At 43.5% G+C, this 17,227-nt stretch carries 19 protein-coding genes; 12 read left to right on the forward strand and 7 right to left on the reverse strand.

Annotation, left to right across the window (positions count from 1 at the left end; all coding sequences use genetic code 11):
* Positions 1-54: 54 nt before the first annotated feature.
* Complete coding sequence (gene ruvX, locus MuYL_RS01490; protein WP_094568841.1) at positions 55-471, reverse strand: Holliday junction resolvase RuvX; 417 nt, start codon at positions 469-471, stop codon at positions 55-57.
* A gap of 260 nt (positions 472-731) precedes the next feature.
* On the opposite strand from ruvX, the gene MuYL_RS01495 reads away from it, so the two are divergent.
* The 5 genes from MuYL_RS01495 (at position 732) to MuYL_RS01515 (ending at position 6,348) form a co-directional block, all read left to right on the forward strand.
* The gene (locus MuYL_RS01495) at positions 732-1,880 is read left to right on the forward strand and encodes a DNA polymerase III subunit (RefSeq protein ID WP_094568842.1); all 1,149 of its coding nucleotides are present in this window, start codon (positions 732-734) and stop codon (positions 1,878-1,880) included.
* 2 nt (positions 1,881-1,882) lie between these two features.
* Positions 1,883-3,313, forward strand: coding sequence for a regulatory iron-sulfur-containing complex subunit RicT (gene ricT / locus MuYL_RS01500; RefSeq protein WP_094568843.1), 1,431 nt, complete (start codon positions 1,883-1,885; stop codon positions 3,311-3,313).
* A complete protein-coding gene (locus MuYL_RS01505) occupies positions 3,313-3,798 on the forward strand; it encodes a gliding motility lipoprotein GldH (RefSeq protein WP_094568844.1) in 486 nt (161 codons plus the stop codon). The genes ricT and MuYL_RS01505 overlap by 1 nt, the downstream gene beginning before the upstream one ends.
* 126 nt (positions 3,799-3,924) lie before the next feature.
* Positions 3,925-5,298, forward strand: a complete 1,374-nt coding sequence (gene rmuC / locus MuYL_RS01510) for a DNA recombination protein RmuC (protein ID WP_094568845.1) — start codon at positions 3,925-3,927, stop codon at positions 5,296-5,298.
* A gap of 213 nt (positions 5,299-5,511) precedes the next feature.
* Positions 5,512-6,348 (forward strand): glycoside hydrolase family 16 protein, encoded by an 837-nt coding sequence (locus MuYL_RS01515; protein WP_094568846.1) that lies wholly within the window; start codon positions 5,512-5,514, stop codon positions 6,346-6,348.
* Between the two features lie 127 nt (positions 6,349-6,475).
* Here the strand turns inward: MuYL_RS01515 and MuYL_RS01520 are convergent, their stop codons facing one another.
* Positions 6,476-7,705 carry a glycoside hydrolase family 5 protein gene (locus MuYL_RS01520; RefSeq protein WP_094568847.1) on the reverse strand — a complete coding sequence of 410 codons (1,230 nt, stop codon included), beginning with the start codon at positions 7,703-7,705 and terminating at the stop codon, positions 6,476-6,478.
* 6 nt (positions 7,706-7,711) lie between these two features.
* Complete coding sequence (locus tag MuYL_RS01525) at positions 7,712-9,184, reverse strand: glycoside hydrolase family 30 protein (protein WP_094568848.1); 1,473 nt, start codon at positions 9,182-9,184, stop codon at positions 7,712-7,714.
* A 239-nt stretch (positions 9,185-9,423) separates the two neighbouring features.
* Between MuYL_RS01525 and modA the strand changes: the two genes are divergently transcribed.
* Genes modA through MuYL_RS01540 form a run of 3 tightly spaced genes read left to right on the forward strand, consistent with a single transcriptional unit; the run spans position 9,424 to position 11,481 of the window.
* Positions 9,424-10,170, forward strand: coding sequence for a molybdate ABC transporter substrate-binding protein (modA, locus tag MuYL_RS01530; RefSeq protein WP_094568849.1), 747 nt, complete (start codon positions 9,424-9,426; stop codon positions 10,168-10,170).
* 25 nt (positions 10,171-10,195) lie between these two features.
* Complete coding sequence (modB, locus tag MuYL_RS01535; RefSeq protein WP_094568850.1) at positions 10,196-10,867, forward strand: molybdate ABC transporter permease subunit; 672 nt, start codon at positions 10,196-10,198, stop codon at positions 10,865-10,867.
* Entirely contained in the window at positions 10,864-11,481 is a 618-nt protein-coding gene (locus MuYL_RS01540; protein WP_094568851.1) for an ATP-binding cassette domain-containing protein, read from the forward strand. The genes modB and MuYL_RS01540 overlap by 4 nt, the downstream gene beginning before the upstream one ends.
* Before the next feature lie 100 nt (positions 11,482-11,581).
* Here MuYL_RS01540 and MuYL_RS01545 read toward each other — a convergent pair whose 3' ends face one another.
* From MuYL_RS01545 to MuYL_RS01555, 4 genes are all read right to left on the reverse strand, one after another.
* Positions 11,582-12,160 (reverse strand): peroxiredoxin-like family protein, encoded by a 579-nt coding sequence (locus tag MuYL_RS01545; RefSeq protein ID WP_094568852.1) that lies wholly within the window; start codon positions 12,158-12,160, stop codon positions 11,582-11,584.
* A gap of 320 nt (positions 12,161-12,480) precedes the next feature.
* Positions 12,481-12,756: a hypothetical protein gene (locus tag MuYL_RS23075; RefSeq protein WP_157740534.1), complete on the reverse strand. Its 276-nt coding sequence runs from the start codon at positions 12,754-12,756 to the stop codon at positions 12,481-12,483.
* A 149-nt stretch (positions 12,757-12,905) separates the two neighbouring features.
* A complete protein-coding gene (locus tag MuYL_RS01550) occupies positions 12,906-13,181 on the reverse strand; it encodes a hypothetical protein (RefSeq protein WP_094568853.1) in 276 nt (91 codons plus the stop codon).
* A gap of 11 nt (positions 13,182-13,192) precedes the next feature.
* Positions 13,193-13,756: a sigma-70 family RNA polymerase sigma factor gene (locus MuYL_RS01555; protein ID WP_170309713.1), complete on the reverse strand. Its 564-nt coding sequence runs from the start codon at positions 13,754-13,756 to the stop codon at positions 13,193-13,195.
* Positions 13,757-14,104: 348 nt separating this feature from the next.
* Between MuYL_RS01555 and MuYL_RS01560 the strand changes: the two genes are divergently transcribed.
* The 4 genes from MuYL_RS01560 to MuYL_RS01575 all read left to right on the forward strand — a co-directional run bounded on the left by MuYL_RS01560 (position 14,105) and on the right by MuYL_RS01575 (position 17,094).
* On the forward strand, positions 14,105-14,470 hold the full coding sequence (locus MuYL_RS01560; protein WP_094568855.1) for a DUF2200 domain-containing protein: 366 nt from the start codon (positions 14,105-14,107) through the stop codon (positions 14,468-14,470).
* A gap of 249 nt (positions 14,471-14,719) precedes the next feature.
* Complete coding sequence (locus MuYL_RS01565) at positions 14,720-15,529, forward strand: DUF1223 domain-containing protein (RefSeq protein ID WP_094568856.1); 810 nt, start codon at positions 14,720-14,722, stop codon at positions 15,527-15,529.
* Between the two features lie 85 nt (positions 15,530-15,614).
* On the forward strand, positions 15,615-16,316 hold the full coding sequence (locus MuYL_RS01570) for a cytochrome b/b6 domain-containing protein (protein WP_170309714.1): 702 nt from the start codon (positions 15,615-15,617) through the stop codon (positions 16,314-16,316).
* On the forward strand, positions 16,300-17,094 hold the full coding sequence (locus MuYL_RS01575) for a molybdopterin-dependent oxidoreductase (protein ID WP_094568857.1): 795 nt from the start codon (positions 16,300-16,302) through the stop codon (positions 17,092-17,094). The genes MuYL_RS01570 and MuYL_RS01575 overlap by 17 nt, the downstream gene beginning before the upstream one ends.
* Positions 17,095-17,227 lie beyond the last annotated feature (133 nt).

Genomic DNA, 17,227 nt, shown 5'->3' on the forward strand with positions numbered 1-17,227 from the left:
GTGGCCACAAATTGCCGGTGAAAAATAACGCCGATTCCCGAAAAACTGCTTAGCCTAAAAAAAGCTGTCCTTTTCCATAAAGGATTGCAGCAGGATCACTGCCGATATGGTATCTACCAGCTCCTTATTTTGCCGGTGCTTTTTGTTCATGCCGCTTTGGGCTATGGTTGCCGACGCCATTTTAGAGGTAAAGCGTTCATCCAGCATTTCGACAGGAATTTCCGGAAACGTTTTTTTAAGGAGACTTACAAAGCCCTTAACGTGAATAGCCGATTGGGAAGGGGTATTATCCATCTGTTTCGGTTCGCCAACAATAAAGCGTTCCACCTGCTCGGTTTGAAAATATTTTTTCAGGTAGTCAATGATCTGCAGGGGGTGAATGGTGTCAAGCCCTGTAGCTATGATCTGCATCGGGTCGGTAACGGCAATCCCGATGCGTTTGGTGCCATAATCGAAAGCCATTATCCGCATTGGGGTACAGATATTAGAGGTTGGATATTGGGGATTACGGAGTGCATACGACAAAGATAAGTTGAATTCATCAGATATTTTAACCTGGAAAAAAGAAGCTTTAAACGCCTTTCATCATATCATCTGATCTTAATTATTTGTTGAATTTACCTTTTTAAATCGGGGCCCAACTTCCTGTTGCCTGTATAAATCCCGGCGCCGATCCAGAAAATTATGCCTCACTTATCCTACATCTCGTATCTATTCCCTATTTTGCACCAATGCAATTTAAGCAAATAGTTGGACAGGATGCCATAAAGCAACGCTTGATCACCTCGGTAAAGGAGAACCGGGTTAGTCATGCGCAACTGTTTTTGGGGCCGGGCGGATCGGGCAGCCTGCCACTGGCGGTAGCTTACGCACAATATCTATCGTGCGAAAATAAGCTGGAGACAGATTCATGCGGCGAATGCTCATCATGCCGCAAGTATCAGAAACTGATGCATCCCGACCTGCATTTCTCCTATCCCTTTTTTGCTAAACATAAAGACGATACGGCCATTTCCTTTATTGAACAATGGAGGGACGCATTTATAGCTAACCCCTATTTAAGCCTTGACACGTGGCGCGGATATTTGGATGCTGAAAACAAACAGGCCAACATCAATATAGCCGAGTGCCACCAGATCATCAAAAAGCTGAGCTTTAAACCATTTGAATCGCCATATAAAATACTAATCCTTTGGCTTCCGGAATACTTGGATAAGGAGGGTAATGCCCTGCTTAAAATTATAGAGGAGCCGCAACCCAATACACTATTTTTATTAGTTGCACAAAACCAGGACCAGATTTTAAATACCATTTTAAGCCGTACACAACTGATAAAAATTCCGCCTTTAGGATTTGATGAGATAAAAGAATACCTTATTGAACATCATAATCAAACCGGGGATGCAGCTACTGAAATTGCTTATTTAAGCAACGGCAGCTTAACAGAGGCCCTAACTATGTTACAATACGATAACAAGGGTTACCACGTGCAGTTTGTGCAGTGGCTGAGGCTTTGTTTTGCCAATAAAGGACTGGAAGTAATGAGCTTTGTAGACCAGGCAGCGAAGATGGGACGCGAAAACCAGAAGAATTTTTTACGCTACGGTGTAAACTTTTTACGGGAGTGCTGCCTGCTTTTATCCGGCGCGGGCAGCCTGGTGCATTTACCCGCCCACGAGCTGGAAACTGCACAAAAAATGACGAATGTGATGATAGTTGAAGAGGCGCAGGCGATAGTTGCAGAACTGGAAAAAGCTCATTATCATGTGGAAAGAAATGGGAACCCTAAAATTTTATTTTTAGATGTATCTTTACAGATTATAAAAATACTTAGCTTTAAAACGATCCGTGCTGAGCGGACACAATATATACCGAATTAATTATGGGATGCGGAAGTTGTTCAACGGGGGGCGGATGCTCACCCGCCGGCTGCAAAAGTAATGGCTCATGCCTTACTAACGGTTGCAGCAAGTTAGATGTTTACGATTGGCTGTCGCACATGGACATGCCGACAAATTATAAGCCTTTTGGCGTTATCGAGGTTAAATTTAAAGGTTCAAGAAAAGAGTTTTTTCTTAATTCTGACAACATATACCTGGAGGCCGGCGAATTGGTGGTGGTTGAAGCTGCTACCGGTGGCTATGACGTGGGCCACGTTTCTATTACCGGCGAGCTGGTAAGGATGCAGATGGTGAAGCGCCGCGTAAGGGAAGAAGATGTAGTAAAAAAAATCTATCGCAAGGCTACTGTTACCGATGTTGATAAATGGAAAGCGGCCAAGGACCTGGAATGGGAAACCATGCACAAATCGCGTACGCTGGCGCTGGAGCTAAACCTGAGCATGAAGCTGAGCGACGTAGATTACCAGGGCGATAAAACCAAAGCAACTTTTTATTATACCGCCGAAGGACGCGTTGATTTTAGGGAACTGATCAAAAAAATGGCTGAAACCTTCCGGATCCGTATAGAAATGCGCCAGATAGGAATGCGCCAGGAAGCAAGCCGCCTGGGGGGAATCGGATCATGCGGGCGTGAGCTTTGCTGCTCCACCTGGCTTACTGATTTTAAAACGGTATCAACCTCTGCTGCCAGGTATCAAAACCTTTCGCTTAATACCCTAAAACTGGCCGGCCAGTGCGGTAAGCTTAAATGCTGCCTTAACTACGAGTTGGACACTTACATGGATGCGTTAAAACACATCCCCGATAACGTGAACGTATTAAAGACAGAAAGAGGCGATGCCCGTTTACAAAAAACGGATATCTTTAAAAAACTGATGTGGTTTAGCTACCCGAGAGAAGAATCATGGATCCCGCTGCCAATTGCCCGCGTTAAAGAAATCCAGCAAATGAACCGCGAAGGGGTTATCCCGCCTGATTTAGGTGAAGTTGTTGAGCTGGAGACCAAACCGGTTAAGGTTTTAGATTACGAGAACGTAGTGGGCCAGGATAGCTTAACCCGCCTTGACGAACGCCGCAATCAGAATCAGGGGAATAAAAAGAAAAACAAAAGCCGGAACAAGGGGCAGCGCCCCGGCGGGCAAACGGAGGGCGGCAATAATACACCGCGCCAGGATGCAGGTGCCGGACAGCCACAGGGCCAGAGGCCGCCACGTGTGCACGAAGGCCGCCCGGAAGGCAACCGCAACGAGGCTAATCGTCCGCCTCAAAACCGTCCGGAAGGTAATCGCCCGGAAGGTGCCCGTCCGGAAGGGAGTAATCCAAACAGGCATAAAAAATTCCGCCCAAATCCAAACAGAAATAATCAAAACCGCCCTGACAATAACCAGGGGAATCAGCCAGGTAAAGAGTAATGAAAAAGGGGTTAATTTTCTTTTATTGCGCACTTATCACCAGCCTGCTGATGTTTGCAGGCTGTACTGACCCAAACCGCATTATTGACCAAAACACCGAGGTGCCAGACCACAATTGGACGTACCTTAACCGTTTCGGCTTTGCTGTTAAGATTGAAGACACGCAGCAGGCGTACACCGTTTATATGAACCTAAGGGTAACCGGCGACTATAAATACTCAAACCTTTTTGTGCTGATTTCGCAAACCGGGCCTGATAAAAAAACCACTGAACCCAGGCGTTACGAAATGAAGCTGGCGAACAAGGATGGTGAATGGCTGGGCAAAGGATCCGGCAATTTATACAGCTACCTGGTTCCTTTTCTAATCAATTACAAATTCCCGGCTAAGGGAACTTATACTTTTGTTATCGAACAAAACATGCGCGATAATCCGTTGCGCGAGGTAAGCGATGTTGGCTTACGTGTAGAAAAGGCTACTCCATAAACCGGCGAGGCAAATTTATTCGGACAAACGTGGACTTCCATAAGACTAAAAGATATTTAGCCGATATTAAACTAAAGTCTTTTAATCCTAAAGATCTTAGTTTATTTTTGCTAATATTTTTATCAAATGGACGTGTATATCTTAATTGCTGCTCTTATAATCCTTGTAATTGCGGTTGTTTTATTTTTAAAGCGCCCCGGTTCCACCGCTCTTGTCTCGGCGGAGGAGCTACTGCGCTTAAAAACCGACAACCAATCGCTACAAATTGAGCTGGCCCGCGCTGAACAATATGCTGCAGGTTTAATTGTTGAAAAAGAAAGTATCACACACCTCTTAAAAGAAGAAAAGAACCGCCTTTTGGATGAATTGATAGATGAACGGTCACAACTGGCGGCCGCCAATCAATCGTTAGAGAGCGCACGCGCGTATTATAAATCGCAGCAGGAAAAGATCCAGGAACAAAAAATAGAAGTGGACCAGATCAGGAAAGATTTCCAGCTGGAGTTTCAAAACATCGCCAACAAGCTGCTGGATGAAAAATCACAAAAATTTATTGAAACCAACCGCAGCAACCTCGATATCCTTTTAAACCCGCTTAAAGAAAACATTAAAGCTTTTGAGGATAAGGTAGAGAAGGTTTACAACATGGAGGCGGCCGAGCGCAATACACTGAAAGGCGTGATCACCCAACTAATGGACCTGAATAAGCTCATCAGCAGTGAGGCGCAAAATTTAACCCGCGCCTTAAAAGGCGATAACAAAAAGCAGGGCAACTGGGGTGAGGTTATTTTGGAAAAAGTGCTGGAACGATCGGGGCTGGTGAGAGGGCAGGAATACCGCCTGCAGGCCAGCATCACCACTGCGGACGGCACACGACTGCAGCCTGACGCCATTATTGACCTGCCCGATGACAAACACCTGGTTATTGATTCGAAAGTGTCACTAACAGCTTATGAGCGGCTGGTAAATGCTGAAACGGACGAAGAACGAAAAATCCACTCAAGAGCACATGTGGAGTCGATCCGGGCGCATGTAAATGGGTTGTCAGCAAAAAATTATCATGCCCTGTATCAAATCAACTCGCCCGATTTTGTACTGCTTTTTGTGCCGATAGAATCGTCGTTCAGTTTTGCGGTACAGGTAGATGCCGAACTTTTTAGCGATGCCTGGGATAAACGCGTAGTTATTGTAAGCCCTTCTACCCTGCTTGCCACTTTGCGTACCATAGCCAGCATTTGGAAACAGGAGCGGCAAAACCGAAACGTGCTGGAGATTGCCCGCTTAAGCGGTGTGATGTATGATAAGTTTGTGGGGTTTGTTGGGGATATGGAAGGAATAGGCAAAAACATTAAACTGAGCCAATCTGCTTATGACAGTGCACTCAATAAGCTTGTAGAAGGAAACGGCAATTTAACCCGCACGGCAGAAAAGATAAAAAGCCTTGGTGCAAAAGCGACTAAACGATTGGATCAAAAACACTTTTCGCAAGACGAGGATTAAAACGAAGTGCGTCACCAGCTAAAACGCAATTAACGGCATCCCGGGGGCCAGGCTTTCGGACGGGATCATTTTATTAACCGTTAAGAAAAAGCAGGAGAATTAGCGCGCGGTGTTAAGCGTTAGGGGTCTGTCAGGTATTTTATATACTTTTCTGATCCATTATCTTCCTTATCCTGATCTTATTTGTTAGCTTTATTGAACCAATTATTATTTATGCTTAAAAGATTTTGTAATGCCCTGGCATTAGCTGGCGTTATACTGGTGCTGTTTGCATCATCCTGCCAAAAAAACAGTGACACAACGGGCCCTATTACCGCAATGCCGCCCGATAAAAAACCCGTTACGCCTGATACCCCGGTAATTTACAAGCTTGTATGGTCAGATGAGTTTAGCGGAACGGCCGTTGATACCTCCCAATGGAACATGGAAACCGGCACCGGCGTAAATAACGAAAAAGAATATTACCAGGCCGCCAACGCAACCGTTGAAAACGGGAACCTGGTTATAACCGCAAAACAGGAATTTGTTGGCGGAGCATCATACACCTCGGCCAGGATGAATACACTCAACAAAGTTTCGGCTAAATATGGAAGGATAGAAGCCAGGATAAAACTACCGCTTGGAAATGGTCTGTGGCCTGCGTTTTGGATGATGGGATCAAATATAAAAGCATTATCATGGCCCAACTGCGGCGAGATTGATATTATGGAACATATAAATGCCGATGATTTAATATATGGCACCATACACTGGAACGGCGGCGGCGGCCACGTACAGTATGGAGATAAAACCACTACCGCAACGCCGGGCGACTACCACCTGTATGCGGTAGAATGGAATGAAAAAGAAATCCGGTGGTATGTTGACGATAAACAATTTGTGACCGCCAACATTGCTGCAAACATTAATAATACCGGCGCATTCCACCTTCCTTTTTTTATCCTGTTAAACCTTGCCGTTGCGGGCGACTTCCCCGGACAAACAGTTGACCAGGGTAAACTGCCGGCAAAAATGTACGTTGACTATGTTCGGGTGTATAAAGCGCAATAGCGCCCATTACAATTACTTCTTATTATTGGACCAGGGGGCAATTTCCTGATTAACAGCAGCACCGGCGTATTTCCGCCTGATGCGAGATCCTCTTGCATCAGCCGCACTCTTTTGGGTTAACCAGTTTCTACTTCACCTTGAAGCCCAGCGCCTCCACGTATCCTTTATTGGGATGGCAGTTTTCAAACCTGCTGTTATTTATAAATGCGTATAACGCCTTTACCAGTTGCTCCCTCTCTTCGGGTGCCGCCTTACGGATTTCCTCGAATGTTGAGCGGGGTTTTTCGGTATACTCAATTACTTTATCGTACCCGGCGGGCACATCAAAGGTGATAATACCAGCGGTGTTATCCAGCTTTTTGTACGGCCAGTAATGCCAGCCAATATTATTTTTTTCAAGCAGATCTTTAAACGTTTTTATCCATTCGTCTTTGTTCTCACCGGTCTCGCCGCAGTAAATGGGCACATTGTACTTGTCCCTGAAATCAATATAATCCTGGATAACCTTTTGGGTTGGCTCTGTCCAGTATTTATGGAACTGGTACACCAGTTTTGAATCAAAAGGCTTGCCGAACACCTTAAAATTACTATCCCACTGTGCGCCACCCAAAAACAGGATATGGTTTTTATCAACCATCCGGATTGAGCGGGTAATTTCCTTATAAAGCGGTTCAAGGTACGGGTTAAAATCCTCTGCCTTAAAATAGGTCGCGATAGGCTCATTCAACAAATCGTAACCCATTACGGTAGTTTCGCCGGCATAATGCGCGGCTATGCGGTGCCAAATATTAATAGTTAAGAGCTGGCTGGCTTTACTTTTGAACAGAAAAGGATACCCATCGCCATCATCAATATTATCGCCGGTTTGTCCACCTGGAGCGCAATGCATATCTAAAATAACAAATAGCCCTTCTTTTTTGCACCAGCCTATCACCCTGTCCAGCAGCTCAAAGCCCCGGTTAGGGTTGTTTTGTCCCATATAACTTTCGGCTGTAAACAGGCGGTAATTAAACGGAATGCGAATAGAGTTCATGCCTGCTTCCTTTAAAAAATGAATGTCAGCAGCAGTTATATAGCTATCCTGGTATTTTTTCCAGAAGGCCTTTATATCATCAGGCCCCAGTATTTCGGTAAGTGCCTGGTTAATAAGCCTTGGCGAACTTACATTCTTGAACTTAAACATATAGCCCTCAGGCACAAGCCAGTTGCCCAGGTTAGTACCGCGCATTAAAAAGGGCTTGTTGTTGGTTCCTATTACCTCTTTCCCTTTAACGGTAATAAACTTGCGGATTTGCGCATTAAGCGTAGCTGGCGTAATGAACAGCCCGATAAAAGCAATTAAAATTAATTTTTTCATAATGAATTACTTAAACACGTACGTTGCGACAGCGCCGCCCGGTAATGTGCTGGTAACGTTTTTTTGGTTAAATGCGATATTAAAAATCTGGTTGCCGGCTGTGGTATTAAATACGATAAGCACTTTTGAGCCATCCGTGTTTTCAAAGGCCACATTAGGTAACGATGAAAGGTCGGACGAGGCGATGCGTACTGCACCTGGCCGTACAAATTTGGAAGCATGCGCAATAATATAGTAAGACACGTTGCGTGATAACACGCTGCCCCCGCTAATGCTTATTGCGCCCAGGCAGGTGGAGCAGCCGCCGTTGGTGTGCGGGCCATAAGCGGCGTCAGTGGCCAGGTTCCATTCCAGCACGTTGCGGCTCCAGTTTTTTGTGGCACCAATTATTAAATTGGTAACATGCCATGAAAGGTCGCCCGCAAAAGCACCTGTCGAAGGGGTGTATTGTTCTGTAAAATAAATGTTTTTACCGGGATATGCCGTATGCACCGTTGTTAGCCCGTTGATGCTGCCAGCATATAAGTGAAAAGCTGAACCGTCAATATACGCACTAGCGGCAGCGTCGCCCAGAACGGCTATCGGGTAGTCAGTACGGTCGGTGTTATGGTCATATACAATAATTTTAGCTGCTATATTTGCCGCCTTAAACTGTGGGCCTAAGCTGTTTTTTATAAAAGCGGCTTCCTCATTAGCCTGCATTACCATAGCAGGATTATTGTTTGGGTTTAAGGGTTCGTTTTGCGGGGTTACGGCATCTATTGTAATCCCTTCAGCCTTCATCGCCTGAATATATTTTACAAAGTAAGTGGCATATGCATCGTAATAAACCGGGTTTAAACTGCCGCCGGTAAATCCATTATTGCCAATCGTATTTATTTTCATCCATACCGGCGCGGTCCACGGGCAGGCCAGGATCCTGATCTTCGGGTTTAAAGCAAGAATGCTTTTTAATAAGGGAATCAATGCTCCTTTTTCTTTATCGATACTAAATTGAGCAAGGTTTACATCCGTTCCCGCAGCAAGGTCATCATAAGTAAAATCTGTAGCACTCATGTCTGACGCACCTATAGAAATGCGGAGGTAGCTGATCCCGATATGCGTACTGTCAGTTAAAAACAGTTCTTTTAACAGGTCGTCTTTTTTATCTGCAGGAAGGGTATTTATAACATCGGCACTGCCCCCTGTTAAAGTAAAGCCAAATCCATCAATACCCTGGTAGGTTATTGCGCTGTCAATGCTAATGGTGGGGTTAGAGTTGATGGTGCTGTTAAAATCAAGCACAGCGTTTTGCTTTGCTAACAACGCCGCTTGGTCGGCTCTGGTTAACCACATGGCTACGTCTGATTTTACACTTAAAGGCGGGGTTACCGGCGCTATAGGGACGGTCGCGGTTTGTAATGTAGCCTTTTTACTGCAGCCCGAAAATGCAGCCAGGGCCAGCAATGCGAAAGCAATTAGTTTGATGTTTTGGAGCATGATGCGAAAGCAGAAGTCTGCGTTATAAATTGGTTTTGCCCGGGTAATTTACAGGTAATTTTGTCTCCTGAAATTCGGGATATTGCTAATATAGTATTATTAACTATTATCAAATACATACATTTGGCCAATATTTCTTAAATTTAAATTGACGCCTGATTTTTTGAGTGCCTTTTAATAAAAATGAATATTGACGCCGGTTAAGCTAAACACAAAGCAAACAACTAAATACCAATACCATGAAAAGGGTGAAAATTTTATTAGCGGCCTGCCTGTTCCTGGTGTCGCCGGTTTTTGCGCAGAATTTAAAAGTAGCCGTTGCGGCCAACCTGCAGGCTGTTATTAAAGTATTGCAAAGCGATTTTAAAAGCAAAACGGGTATCACTATCGATGCAATTTCAGGCTCATCAGGCAACCTGGCCAACCAGGTAAAAAACGGAGCACCCTATGATGTGTTTTTATCTGCCGACATGTCGTTTCCCGAATTACTTTTCAAGGAAGGGTTCAGCGCCAAAAAACCGGCCGTGTACGCACAAGGCAGCCTTGTTATTTGCAGCAGCCAGGATATTGGGTTTGAGAACTGGGAACGCGTACTGCTGACCGAAAGGATAAAAAAAATAGCCATAGCCAACCCGGCTATAGCCCCCTACGGTAAAGCAGCTGAAGAAGCGCTGAAGAAAAAAGGAATTTTAGACGATATTAAACAGAAGATTGTGACCGGCGAAAGCATAGCACAAATAAACACTTACATTATTACCGGGGTGGTTGATGTTGGCTTTACAACGCAGGCACTGGTTAAAGATCCGGCCAATAAAAAACCCTTGTACTGGAAGATCATCGACCCAAAACTATATGCGCCTATTGAACAGGGCATGGTAATATTGAAACACGGAGCAGCTAACCCCGCTGCCGAAAAATTTTACCATTACATTTTAAGCCCGGCAGCAAAAACTATTTTTGAAAAGTATGGGTACCATTTAAATTAATCAAATAACTGTTTTGTAATTCTGAATGGATCTGACCCCCATATACCTTACCCTAAAATTAGCGGGTGTAACAACCCTGCTACTGCTGATTATCGGTTTGCCGGTTGCCTGGTGGCTTTCAAGAGGGCGGTCGTTTTTCAAGATCATGTTAGAAGCTATCATAACCATGCCGCTTGTTTTGCCGCCGTCCGTACTGGGGTTTTATTTGCTGCTGGCGTTCAGTCCGCAGCAGGGACTGGGTAAGTGGCTGGAAGAAACCTTTAACGTGCAGTTTGTGTTTTCATTTAAGGGGTTGGTACTGGCATCCGTAATTTACAGTATGCCTTTTATGATAGGGCCTATAAAATCCGCCCTGCAGCAGTTGCCTGTTTCCCTGTCGCAGGCCTCTTATAGCCTGGGTAAAAGCCGGTGGCAAACCTTTATTCGGGTGCTTTTGCCCAATATAAAACCACCATTATTAACAGCTATTGTACTAACATTTGCCCACACGCTTGGCGAGTTTGGTGTGGTATTGATGATAGGAGGCAATATCCCCGGCGTTACAAGGGTTGCTTCTATCGCCGTATATGATGCTGTTGAGCAAATGGATTACCACACCGCCAACGTTTATTCGCTTATTCTGTTCGCCATTACCTTTGTTTTGGTGATAACGGTATTCATCTTCAATAAATACCAGTTAAAAAGCCCTTTGGAATGATCAGTATTGAGATAGAAAAAAAACTAAAGGCTTATAAAGGGCAGCAGGTATTGCAGGTAAAAGAAATTTTTCCATCCGGCAGTATCATTAAAATATATGGACCCTCTGGTGTGGGTAAAACAACCTTTTTAAAAACTATTGCCGGCTTCACCAATCCCGAAAAAGGTAAAATTGTAGTTGAAGGCACAACCTGGCTGGACACCGAACAAAAAATAAGCCTGCCGCCGCAAAAACGAATGCCCGGATTTGTTTTCCAGGATTATGCCTTGTTCCCGAATATGACCGTTATACAGCACCTGGAATATGCCACCGGCGATGACACCTGGATAAACCGGCTACTTCTGCTTGGGAAGCTGGAGCCCTTTGTTGATCATAAACCTGAATACCTCTCAGGCGGACAACAGCAGCGCCTGGCTATCTTAAGGGCATTGGCCAATAAGCCAAAACTCTTGCTGATGGATGAGCCCTTTTCGGCGCTTGACCCTCAAAATAAAATGGCGCTGATTGCTGATCTGAAAGTACTTTTTGCCGGGTTGGGTACAACCGTGCTGATAGTAACCCATAACCCACAGGAGCTTGACGAGTTAACAACCCGGGAGTTGAAGATACGCTAAAATTAAAGACGCGGTAAATCCCTGTTTTGTTTGTAGTGAGGCCGGACTTTTACGAATTGAGTTAGTGTTAATTTAACTCAATCCGTAAAATCCATATCTATTATAAATTTTTTGCTATTTGGCTAACAGATGGCCTTTGCGTATAATCCTTGTCAAAGTGCATAAATATAATTTTTCCGGCGCTGTTAATAATATAGGTAGCCGGCACAGGCAGCACATGGTCTGTATTGCCGTTGCCTTTTTCAAGATCAACGCCATAACCCTTTAATTTTGCATACAAGTTGGCATCAACCGTATAGTTTACATTATACGCTTTCATAATAGAATTATCCTTGTCCTGGATGATTGAAAACGAGGCGTGCGTTTTTTCGATGGTCTTATTAATATTTTCACCTGTTTCGGGGGTCACGCCAATTACATAAGCTCCCTTTGCGGTTAATAGCTGCAACGAATCCTGCAATTGCTGGATGTGTTTATTACAATAGGGGCACCACTGGCCACGGTAAAAAAATAACACCACCGATTTGTGGCTCTTAAGCAATGCCTTCAGATCCAAATTTTTTCCGGTGTTATCTTTAGCTGTAAATGCAGGCGCCTGAGTGCCGCTTTTAAGGGCGGTTTGCGCCATTCCCGGTAAACAAAAGCCCAGAACTAAGGCAATAAGTATATATTTTTTCATTGTTTTAATATTTAATGGGAGTTCGATATAAGCAAAAGGTCCTCTGACAACTAAACCTCTCTGCAGCCGCGTGCAATTGTAGTTTTAGATGAGGTTAATTTGTGTGTTCCCGCCGCCGGAGCGTTCCATTTTCGCATGCGGAACACCCGGAACGCTGTGAAACATGCTGATTATCAGCACATTTGCTTTTTATTAAGCAATAAGGAGATGTAAGTTATTGATAATAAACACGTTTCATCAATATTTATTTAGAATTCACGTTATTTAGTACTAAAGTAAGGCGGGGGAAACATTCCCCGCGCCTATCAAACAAAAACAACTCACATTTTACCTGAAGTATCTTTCTTCATTTTATCCATCTTCTTGTCCATTTTCATCTTACCCTTTGACATTTTGTCCATCTTCTTTTTCTCCATCTTATCCATCTTTTTGTCCATTTTTCCCATTTTATCCATCTTCTTTTCCATTTTGCCGGTATCGCTAATAGCAACAGGATGGCTTGAAGATGAATGCGTTACCGGGGTAGCAAGCGTGTTTAATGCAAGACAAGCTACAATGGCAGTTGCTAAAACTGCGCTGGAAATAATTGATTTCATACTTTGTTTTTTTTAGTTTTTTTAAGTGTTATTTCCCCCTTAGTCGGGCATAACTCATTAACCTTACAAAGTATTTTTAAAGAAATGCTAATTGCAGTGATTTATTCGAATTTTATGAATCAGGGACAGTAATAATTAGTGACAAATGATTAATTCTTGTTCAATTCCTCTTCAATTTTCAGTTGCAGATCTTTTTTAAAATTATCATCAAGCTTTTTGTCTGCCTGCATGGAACTGCGGAAAAGTTGCTGCACCATCTCATTGATAACCCCGCTTTGTTTTTTGTAGATGCGGCAAAATGAGCAGCCCAATAAATGAACACGCAGTTCAAAGGACTCCCTGAGGCTTAACCTTCCCGCTGACTTTTTTTCTATCAGTAAAGTAGCCTGTTTACAGTTATATATAACCCTTTTAAAATAGCTCATAGTTTTACGTTTTAAATCCAGTTACGCTGAAGGCAAGCCCTTAAATTGATTTTGGCGCGATGAATGATCACCCAAAAGTTTGCTGCTGTTACTTTTAACTCTGTACAAATAAATTCTGTCGCTTCTTCATCAATATGCTTCATGGTAAATACGGCCATCCATAAAGCCGGAAGCTTTTGAAGACATTTTTTCATTATCTGCTCAAACTCCTTGCTCTCCAAACTGTCCTTCTCCTCTATCCCAAACTCTTTAGGCCCGCTTTCCCTGGTCCAGTGCCCGTCATCCGCATTAAAAAAATCACTTTGCTCCTTTTCTGCTTCCGCTACTGTTTTGTTTTGTAGCCCCGACGATCTTTTACGGTACACATCAATTATTTTATTTTTTAGGATAGCGGTAAGCCAGGTTCGCTCCGAGCTTTTACCTTCAAAATGCGTTGCACGCTGTAACGCGGCTAAAAAGGTTTCCTGCACCAGGTCCTTTGCGAGCTCTTCATCATTAATACGGGTAATAGCGAAGCCAAACAGGTAATCGGCATGTGCCGCCACCCAGTGATGCGGATTAAGTTGATGATCCATAAAAATTAAATAGCATGTAATTTTCCCGGATTAATCCGGATTTCACAAATTGAATTTCGCTGTATTTTATTTATTACCAAAACTGTATTATAGTTGTTTACACTTAGTCGTTAAGGTAGCTAAAACCTTACAGATAAATAAGAAAATTTGAGACCGTATCGTATTTGAATAATCTATCTTAATAAAGCAGGATATTGAGTCTTAAACCCGGTAACCCATCAAACAATTCAAATGACGGAAAAGAAGTTAGATGCTGCCATCCTTCGTTATTTCTTCTTTGGTGAATATTTTGATCATCAACTCTTTTATAGGTATTTTTGGTAAGTGGATCAAGTCGTACTATCAGCTATGAACAACACCAACACACATGATGAACGTATTGCAAAAATGACCTTCGCCTCGGTTTATCCCTTGTACCTTGCAAAAGTTGAGAGGAAAGGAAGAACAAAAGAGGAGCTGCAACAGGTGATAGAATGGCTAACCGGCTTCAATAATGAGAAACTGGAAGAACTAATTGAAGAAAAAGCAACTTTTGAAACATTCTTTCAAGGGGCATCGCTCAATCCTAATGCAGGCCTCATCACCGGGGTAATCTGTGGGTACCGTGTAGAAGAAATTGAAAATCCGTTGACGCAACAGGTTAGATATTTAGATAAGCTGGTGGATGAACTGGCGAAGGGGAGAAAGATGGAGAAGATCTTGCGAAACGCCTAAGAGTTTTGAAAACTGCTGTTGCGCAAAATATTCTGTGCTCAGCCAACTTATATCCAACTTGCCCGATCCGGATATAATTAAACCCGCCGAAAATATCGTCTCCCTCACTTAGCCAAGCTATTATTTCATAGCCGCGCCTATTCCAATTAATTCCCCGCATTTTATAAAAAATAAATAAAACAAAATTTATTGTAAGGAAAACAAAAGTCATCCGACTAACCAGCAAAAACGTAAATCAAATTATAATATATGAAACCGATTAAAACATTTAGCCTGGTTGCCGTACTTATAGCCGCAGCTTTGGCCTCAACAGCTTTTATAAATTTTAAGCCATTAAAAAAAGCTGCCGCCGCAAACAAGGGCTTTGCGGTTATTGAACTGTTTACTTCCGAAGGCTGTTCCAGCTGTCCGCCCGCTGATGCATTGGTTGCCAGAATTGAAAAAGAGAGTAAAGACAAGCCTGTTTATATTTTATCGTTCCACGTTGATTACTGGAACCGCTTGGGCTGGAAGGACCAGTTCAGCTCAGCCGATTTTTCAAAACGCCAAAGTGAATATTCAAGGTATTTAAACCTGCAGGGCGTTTATACTCCGCAAATAGTTGTAAACGGTAAAACAGAGTTTGTTGGTTCGGAAGAAGGAACCCTGCGTAATGCTATCCGTACCAATCTGGAAAAATTATCATCGGCACAGGTTGAATTGAACATTTCGGCGATTGATCAAAAACAGGCAAGCCTTAATTATACTGTTGAAGGTGCGGATAAAAACACCGTTTTACAGGTGGCCGTTTTGGAAAAAGCAGCAACATCAAAAGTAACGCGCGGCGAAAATGACGGCCGCACGTTATCGCATGTTCAAATTGTGCGCGAATTACAGCAGGTAGCACTGGCCGCAAACAACGGCACAGCCAATATAGAATTGCCACATGGCTTTGATTCAAAAAACTGGGAAGTTATCGGCTTTCTACAAAACAGGACAACAGGTGCCATTACAGGCGCTGCAAGAGCCTCGTTTTCGGCTAACGCCATTGCTTCGGCAGCGGTAAAAGAAATGAAATAGTATTATTTAAGTATCTTTACTTTTGGTTGGTTTGCATGCAAACTAACCAAAAGTGCTTATAAATCATCCCGTCACAATTGAAATCATGAAAGCCATAAAAGAAAAACACTCATTAGCCATGCGGTGGTGCCATTGGGTAAACTTTCCCATCCTCACCATTATGATCTGGAGCGGCATGCTCATCTATTGGGGAAATGACGAATACAGTTTTACCCTGTTTGGCCATACCTTTTTTCGTTTTTTTCCCGAATGGTTTTACAGCTATTTAAAAATCCCGCACCGCCTGGCAGAAGGGATGGCGTTCCATTTCCTGTTTATGTGGTTTTTTACGCTGAACGGGGTTTTTTATATTTTATATACCATCATATCCGGCGACTGGCGGGAGCTGGTGCCTAAAAAGAATTCCTTCAAAGAGGCCTGGCAGGTTTTATTGCATGACCTGCATATCCGCAAAATGGCACCCCCTCAAAAAAAATACAATGCCGCGCAGCGGATAGCTTATTCCGCAATCATAGTTATGGGCCTTGGCTCGCTGGTTACCGGCCTGGCCATCTATAAGCCGGTACAATTTTATTATTTAACGTGGCTTTGCGGAGGTTATCATTTTGCCAGAATCCTGCATTTTGCTTTAACCCTGGGTTATGTTTTCTTTTTTGTGATTCATATTGTGCAGGTTGTGCTGGCAGGATGGAATAATTTCCGGTCTGTTATCTCCGGCTTTGAAGTAGTTAATGAAACACCAATCCCCGCTATTGAAAAAACAAACAACGATGAGCAATCCAAATAAAAACCAAAAAAAGAAGGAACTTACCGTTCAGCAAAAAATTAACAGGCGCAACTTTATCTCGTTTGCCAGTTTTACCGTATTGGCTGGTGGCGCTTATGGCGGCTGGCGGTGGTTGTATAAATCGCCCCAGGAAGCAGCAGGTGGCATTACGGCAGGTGCGCACAAACCGCTGCGCAGGGCATTGAACAAAACCGAGCTGATTTTCAGAAGGGTGTTCAGCAACAATCACCTCGTTAAAACCTATCCGAAATCAATGGCGGCCAGGCATATTCGCGTTAACAGCGATATTGGCATTGAAGCCGCCAAAAAATTCGACCCTGCAACATGGACTTTAAACGTGGTTAAAAAAGGCGGAGAGGTACTGAACCTTAGTTTACAGGAGATAATGGCCCTGCCGAAAACCGAAATTATTTATGACTTTAAATGTGTGGAGGGATGGGACCAGATCTCGCACTGGGGCGGTGTAAAATTCAGCGATTTTATAAAGCACTATCAGCTGGATGATTATGCTAAAATGGAATACGTGGGGATGGAAACGCCTGATAAAACCTACTACGTTGGTTTGGATATGCCAAGTGCCATGCACCCGCAAACCCTGCTGGCCTACGAGATGAATGATAAACTATTGCCCCTGGAGCATGGAGCGCCATTACGCCTCATCATTCCCGTTAAATACGGCATAAAAAATCTTAAACGCATTGGCAATATGACCTTCAGTAATACCCGCCCGCGCGATTACTGGGCCGAAGCAGGATATGATTATTATTCGGGATTATAATTAGCAGCTAACAAATAGGTAACAGATCAGCATACAATTAAACCACTTTACGTAACCCGGCATCAATTAGGTGCCGGGTTGCGGTGTTTTTGGCTACATCCATAAATGTATGTTAACAAAAGTGTTGCGGTGT

It is taken from the genome of Mucilaginibacter xinganensis, from assembly GCF_002257585.1.
Taxonomy (GTDB): domain Bacteria; phylum Bacteroidota; class Bacteroidia; order Sphingobacteriales; family Sphingobacteriaceae; genus Mucilaginibacter; species Mucilaginibacter xinganensis.